We start from the raw sequence: 6,000 nt of genomic DNA, 5'->3' as shown, positions 1-6,000 counted from the left end.
AGCGGCACTGCATGCGGCACTCGCGGCACGCGGAATCTGGACGCGGTACTTCCCGACACCGTCGAGCGTACGCGTCGGCCTGCCGGGCAGCGAAGCCGAATGGCAGCGCCTCGGCGACGCACTCGCGCACTGCGTGCCGCTGCTGCAACGGGAATCCGCATGATTGCGCGCCTGTTGCGCCGGCTGACACCGGTCGCGATGCTGACCGCACTTGCTCACGCACCGCTCGTCCACGCCGACGTCACGACGCGCGACGACGCCGGCAATACCGTCACGCTGCCCGCACCCGCGCAGCGCGTGATCAGCCTCGCGCCGCACGCGACCGAGCTCGTCTACGCGGCCGGCGGCGGCGCGAAGCTCGTCGGCACGGTCACGTACAGCGACTATCCGCCCGCCGCGCGGGCGATACCGCGCGTCGGCGACAACAAGGCGCTCGATCTCGAGCGGATCGCCGCGCTGAAGCCCGACCTGATCGTCGTCTGGCGGCACGGCAACGCCGAGCGGCAGACCGACGCGCTGCGCGCATTGCATATCCCGCTGTTCTTCAGCGAACCGAAGCACCTCGACGACGTATCGTCGTCGCTGCGCCGGCTCGGCACGCTGCTCGGCACGCAACCGGCCGCCGATACGGCCGCGGCCACCTATACGCGCGACATCGCGGCGCTGCGCGCACGTTATGCGGCGCGGGCGCCCGTCACGATGTTCTTCCAGGTCTGGGACCGGCCGCTGATGACGCTCAATGGCGCGCACCTGATCAACGACGTGATCGAGCTGTGCGGCGGCCGCAACGTGTTCGCCTCGCTCAGGCCGCTCGTGCCGACCGTCACCGACGAGGCCGTGCTCGCGGCCAATCCGGAAGCGATCGTCACGACGAGCGCGGGTGCGTCGCGTACGGACGAACCTTTGCCGAGCCTCGCGCGCTGGCGCACGTGGCCCGCGCTGACGGCGGTGGCGCGCAACAACCTGTTCGCGATCGACGGCGATCTGCTGACGCGGCCGTCGCCGCGGATCGCGCAGGGCGCGGCCGCGCTGTGCGAGGATCTCGAAGCCGCCCGTGGGCGGCGGCCGGCGCGCTGAGTTCCGGCGGCTTGAGCGCTCGTCGCGCATCAGAACCCGATGCATCGGTGTTTGAGACAGATCGACCGCGCGCCGCGTCGTTCAGATGCGGACGCCGGTGCGCCTATTCGTCCCAGTGCACCACTTCCCACGTTCCCGTGGCGGCATCCGCGCGCAGCCAGACGACACCACCGGTCGGCACCGGCCGCGACAACAGCGTATCGAGCGGCACGCACAGTACATGCGCCGCGAACACGCGGATCACGCCCGCATGCGTGACCGCCCATTGCGGCCGGTCGAACTGCGCGACGGCATCGGCCTGCCGGGCGACCCGGGCAGCGAACCGCGCGACGCTTTCGCCGCCATGCGCGCACGCATGCATCAGGTCGGCCGCCCACGCATCGAGTGCCGCGCGATCGATATCGTCCCAGCGCCGCATTTCCCACGCGCCGAAATCCATTTCCTGCCAGTCCGCCTCGCGTTGCAGCGGCACGCCGCATGCCTGCGCGAGCCGCTCGGCAACGGACGCGCAGCGCGTCAGCGGGCTCGTCCAGACCTGTTCGGGAAGCGGCGCGCCGAGTACCGACAGATGCGCGCGCACGGCCTGGGCGCCGGCGTCGGCCGGCGCGGCGAGCGGCACGTCGCTGCGTCCGTAGCAGATGCCCGGCTCGACACCGACGGCCGGATGACGGATCAGGACGACGTCCATCCGAGCACCACGAGATAGATCGCCAGTTCGCACAGTTGTTGCGTGAAGCCGAGACAGTCGCCGGTATAACCGCCGATCCGCTTCACGAAATAGCGGGCTGCCCACGCGCGCACGAGCACGAGCGCCACGCAGGCGGCGACGCCCATGCGCCAGTCGGGCCAGAACAGCCACGGCAATCCGAACAGCGCGGCGACACACGCCGCGCGCGCCCCCATCCGTTGCGCGACCGGTTTCGCCTTGCCTTCGGGCCGCACGTAGTCGAGCGTCATCAGCAGGCTCACGGCCGCCGCGCGGCTCGCCGCGTGCGCGGCGATCATCGTCCATGCGGCACGCAACGGCAGCATCGACGCAAGCGCCTGCCATTTCACGCCGAGCGCGATCACGAGCGCGACCGCACCGAACGTGCCGATCCGCGAGTCGTGCATGATGCGCAGCACGTCGTCGCGCGTATAGCCGCCGCCGAACGCATCGCAGCTGTCGGCGAGGCCGTCCTCGTGGAAGGCCCCCGTTGCGAGCAGCGTCGCGGCCATCGACAGCCCGACCGCAATCGACACGGGCAGCGCGCGCAGCGCGACCAGATACACGAGCGCGCCCCACGCGCCGACGCATGCGCCGACGAGCGGGAAATATCGCGCGGCCTGGTCGAGATCGCCGGCCGCGTAGCCGATCGCGCGCGGCACGGGCACGCGCGTGAAGTAGCCGAGCGCGACGAAGAAGTAGCGCAGTTCGGCCCGCACGCCGCGCGCGCGATCAGGCGTCACGATCGTCGACACCGGCAGATTCGAAGCTCGCCATTTCCGTGAGGAACGCAGCAGCCGCACGCACGAGCGGCAGCGCGAGCGCCGCGCCCGTGCCTTCGCCGAGCCGCAGGTCGAGCGCGAGCAGCGGTTTCGCGCCGAAATGCTCGAGCATGCGCCGGTGCCCGGCCTCGTGCGACGTATGCGAGAACACGCAGTAGTCGCGCACGCCGGGCGCGATGCGCTCGGCGACGAGCAATGCGGCCGTCGCGATGAAGCCGTCGACGAGGATCGTCATCCGTTCGCTCGCGGCCGCGAGATACGCGCCCGTCATCATCGCGATCTCGAAGCCGCCGAACGTCGCGAGCACGTCGAGCGGCGCGATCGCGTGCGAGTGCTTGACGAGCGCACGGCCGAGCACCGCGCGCTTGTGCGCGAGGCCCTGGTCGTCGAGGCCCGTGCCGCGCCCGACACACGCATCGATCGGCACGCCGAGCAGGCGGCTCATCAGGCACGCGGCCGACGACGTGTTCGCGATCCCCATCTCGCCGAAGCCGATCACGTTCGTGCCGAGCGACGCGTGCAGGCGCACGCGCGCCGCGCCGGCCGCGAGCGCCGTCATCGCCTCGTCGCGCGTCATCGCAGGTTCCGTCGCGAAGTTGCGCGTGCCGCGCGCGACCGGCAGCGACACCAGGCGATCGGACAGCGGCAGCGGCGACGCGACGCCCGCATCGACGATCTCGAGCGTGCTCTGCGCGACGCCCGAGAACGCGTTGATTGCCGCGCCGCCGGCGAGGAAGTTCGCGACCATCTGCGCGGTCACCGCTTGCGGATAGGGGCTCACGCCTTCGGCGGCAATCCCGTGGTCGCCGGCGAACACGATCATCACGGGACGCTGCACGACCGGCCGCTCGGTGTGCTGGATCAGGCCGACCTGCAGCGCGACCGCCTCGAGCTGGCCGAGGCTGCCGGGCGGCTTGGTCTTGTGGTCGATCACATGCTGCAGGCGCTTGCGCAGCGCATCGTCGAGCGGTGCGATCGCGGGCGGGAAGTGGGTCGGGGTCGTCATCGGGAAGCCGTGTCGTGGGCGCGGCGTGCACCGCGCATCGGAAAAGGAAACGTCATTGTCGCTCGGGCCACGCCGGCAGCAGCGCATCGCGGCCGTTCTCGCGGATCAGCACGAGCGGATAACCGAACGCGTCGCTCGCGCGCTCGGGCGTCAGCACGTCGTGCACGGGGCCGGCCCACGCGTGGCCACGGCCGTCGAGCAACAGCGCATGCGTCGCGAAACGCCGCGCGAGATTCAGATCATGGCACGAGAACAGCACCGCGCGCGGGCCCGCGTCGAGCCAGGCGGCCAGCGCAGTCAGGCAATCGATCTGGTGATGGAGGTCGAGATGCGCGAGCGGTTCGTCGAGCAGCATCAACGGCGCGTCCTGGCACAGCGTCGCGGCCAGCGCGACGCGCTGCCGCTCGCCGCCCGACAGCGACAGCACGTCGCGCGACGCAAGCGCGGTCAGGTCGAAGGTCGCCAGCGCGTCGCGCGCGGCCGCGCGGTCGCCGTCACGCTCCCAGCCCCAGCCGCAGAGATACGGAAAGCGGTTGAGCAAGACCGTATCGAACACGGTCGCGCTGAATGCGTCGTGCAGTTGCTGCGGCATCAGCGCGCGGCGCTGCGCGAGCTGCGCGGGCGGCCATGCGGAAAGCGGCCGGCCGTCGATCTCGACGTGTCCGCCGGCCGGCGGCTGCAGCCCCGCGAGGGTCGCCAGCAGCGTCGTCTTGCCTGCGCCGTTCGGCCCCGCGACGCACCAGATCTCGCCCGGACGGAACGCCTGCGTGAAGCCGTCGAGCAGCGTGCGCGCGCCAGCCTTCAGCGTCAGGCCGACGGCCGCGCAGCTCATCTCGTCGCCGGTGGCGCGCAATGCGGCACGGGTCATCGCATCGGCCTCCTGAGCAACATCCACAGGAACACCGGCACGCCAATCAACGCGGTCATCACGCCGACCGGCAGTTGCGCGGGCGCGATCGCGGTGCGTGCGAGCAGGTCGGCGGCCATCACGCCACCTCCGCCCGCGAGCATCGCGGCCGGCAGCAACATCCGCTGGTCGTTGCCGAATGCGAGCCGCAGCGCGTGCGGCACGACGAGGCCGACGAAGCCGATCGTGCCGGCGGTCGTCACTGCGGCCGCGGCGGCCAGCGACGCGACGAGATAGATCCGCACACGCAGGCGCGCGACGGGCACGCCGAGCGCGAACGCCGTCGCATCGCCGCGCAGCAGCACGTTCAGTTGCGGCGCGGCCGGCAGTGCGATGCACGCGGCCAGCAGCAGCGCGCCCCACGCGAACCACGGTGTGCTCACGCCGTTCAGGTCGCCCGTCAGCCAGAAGATGATGCCGCGCAGCCGCGCATCGGGCGCGAGCGACAGCAGCAGCGTGACGAGCGCGCCCCACCCCGCCGCGATCACGACGCCCGTGAGCAGCAGCCGCGGCGACGCATCGCGCGACTCGCCACGCCCCAGCTCGCGGCGCGCGAGTCCGAGCACGAGCGCGACCGACACGAGCGAGCCGGCGAACGCCGACACATCGACGAGCCACCATGCGCCGCCCGCGATCATCGCGACGAGCGCGAAGCCGGCCGCGCCGCCGGACACGCCGAGCACGTACGGATCGGCGAGCGGGTTGCGCAGCAGCACCTGCAACAACGAGCCGGCCAGCGCGAGCAGCGCACCGCACGCGAAGCCCGCGAGCGCGCGCGGCAGGCGCAGCGTGCGGACGATGTCGGCGAACAGCGCGTCGCCGCCATGCGGCACGAGCGACGCGAGCGCCTGCCACGGCGACATCGGCACGCTGCCGATCGACAGCGACGCGACGAACAGCAACGCGACCGCCGCGGCCAATGCGGCCCAGATCGCGGTAGCGCGCGCGGCGCTCATGCGGCCCTCCGCGCGACGGCCGATGCTGCGCGCATCGGTGCGCTACCGCTGCGGGCCGGGCGCGACATCGGCGCAGTGCAGCGTGTTGCAGGCATACCCAAGCTCGTGGTCCTTGCGGTCAGGTGGTCGACGCGCGCGGCGACCTTCCGGTGGTCGCCCGGTTCGAGAACGTCATCAAGATGGCAGAAATCGGCGCCGCCGACGATTGGGGTCAGCATCGAAGATCAATCCCGTGAAGCACTGCGCGCCCCGCTTCCCCGCAGGCCGCGCGTCACGAAGCCCGTGCGGGCTCCCCGCCTCGGCCGGTATCCGGGCTGGCGGCGGTCCGGCTCGCCTTCCCGCGCGAAGACGCGCAGTGGCCCGCGTCCGCATGCGAAACGTGCATGCGGAACGCGCCCGAGCCGGCCTGCGTCATGCAACGCGGCCGCTTACCGTTGCGGGGGCAGCGCAGGTTGGCGGCGTCCTGGCGGAGCCCGCGCCCTGCTTCCCGTTTAACCGCGCGTTGCACGCGCGAGCACCGAGGCGGCGCCAGTTTAGGAGCGGGTCGCACGAGCGTCAAGGAAGCA

The 6,000-nt window shown here is 71.8% G+C and carries 6 protein-coding genes, 1 pseudogene and 1 riboswitch; of the genes and pseudogenes, 2 read left to right on the top strand and 5 right to left on the bottom strand.

Annotated features, from left to right (window positions below):
• Together ABY44_RS13990 and ABY44_RS13985 are read left to right on the top strand one after the other, a co-directional pair.
• A pseudogene (locus ABY44_RS13990) lies at nt 1-163 on the top strand (threonine-phosphate decarboxylase); the annotation flags it as partial.
• Nucleotides 160-1,077 (top strand): cobalamin-binding protein, encoded by a 918-nt coding sequence (locus ABY44_RS13985; protein ID WP_060174835.1) that lies wholly within the window; start codon nt 160-162, stop codon nt 1,075-1,077. The pseudogene ABY44_RS13990 and the gene ABY44_RS13985, both read left to right, overlap by 4 nt.
• A gap of 103 nt (nt 1,078-1,180) precedes the next feature.
• Here the strand turns inward: ABY44_RS13985 and cobC are convergent, their stop codons facing one another.
• The 5 genes from cobC to ABY44_RS13960 are packed head-to-tail and all read right to left on the bottom strand — an operon-like array spanning nt 1,181 to nt 5,434.
• Nucleotides 1,181-1,765 carry an alpha-ribazole phosphatase gene (cobC, locus tag ABY44_RS13980; protein ID WP_060174836.1) on the bottom strand — a complete coding sequence of 195 codons (585 nt, stop codon included), beginning with the start codon at nt 1,763-1,765 and terminating at the stop codon, nt 1,181-1,183.
• A complete protein-coding gene (locus ABY44_RS13975) occupies nt 1,750-2,526 on the bottom strand; it encodes an adenosylcobinamide-GDP ribazoletransferase (protein ID WP_042975792.1) in 777 nt (258 codons plus the stop codon). Before ABY44_RS13975 ends, cobC begins: the two co-directional genes overlap by 16 nt.
• The gene (gene cobT / locus ABY44_RS13970) at nt 2,516-3,571 is read right to left on the bottom strand and encodes a nicotinate-nucleotide--dimethylbenzimidazole phosphoribosyltransferase (protein WP_124534876.1); all 1,056 of its coding nucleotides are present in this window, start codon (nt 3,569-3,571) and stop codon (nt 2,516-2,518) included. The genes ABY44_RS13975 and cobT overlap by 11 nt, the downstream gene beginning before the upstream one ends.
• A gap of 52 nt (nt 3,572-3,623) precedes the next feature.
• A complete protein-coding gene (locus tag ABY44_RS13965) occupies nt 3,624-4,439 on the bottom strand; it encodes an ABC transporter ATP-binding protein (RefSeq protein ID WP_060174838.1) in 816 nt (271 codons plus the stop codon).
• On the bottom strand, nt 4,436-5,434 hold the full coding sequence (locus ABY44_RS13960; RefSeq protein WP_060174839.1) for a FecCD family ABC transporter permease: 999 nt from the start codon (nt 5,432-5,434) through the stop codon (nt 4,436-4,438). The genes ABY44_RS13965 and ABY44_RS13960 overlap by 4 nt, the downstream gene beginning before the upstream one ends.
• Nucleotides 5,435-5,717: 283 nt before the next feature.
• A riboswitch (cobalamin riboswitch) is annotated at nt 5,718-5,971 on the bottom strand.
• Nucleotides 5,972-6,000: the final 29 nt, after the last annotated feature.

The organism is Burkholderia sp. ZZQ-2 (assembly GCF_050768715.1).
Lineage (GTDB): Bacteria > Pseudomonadota > Gammaproteobacteria > Burkholderiales > Burkholderiaceae > Burkholderia > Burkholderia cepacia.
The sequence above is the reverse complement of the archived record's forward strand: the minus strand, read 5'-3'. Positions and strand labels throughout refer to the sequence as shown.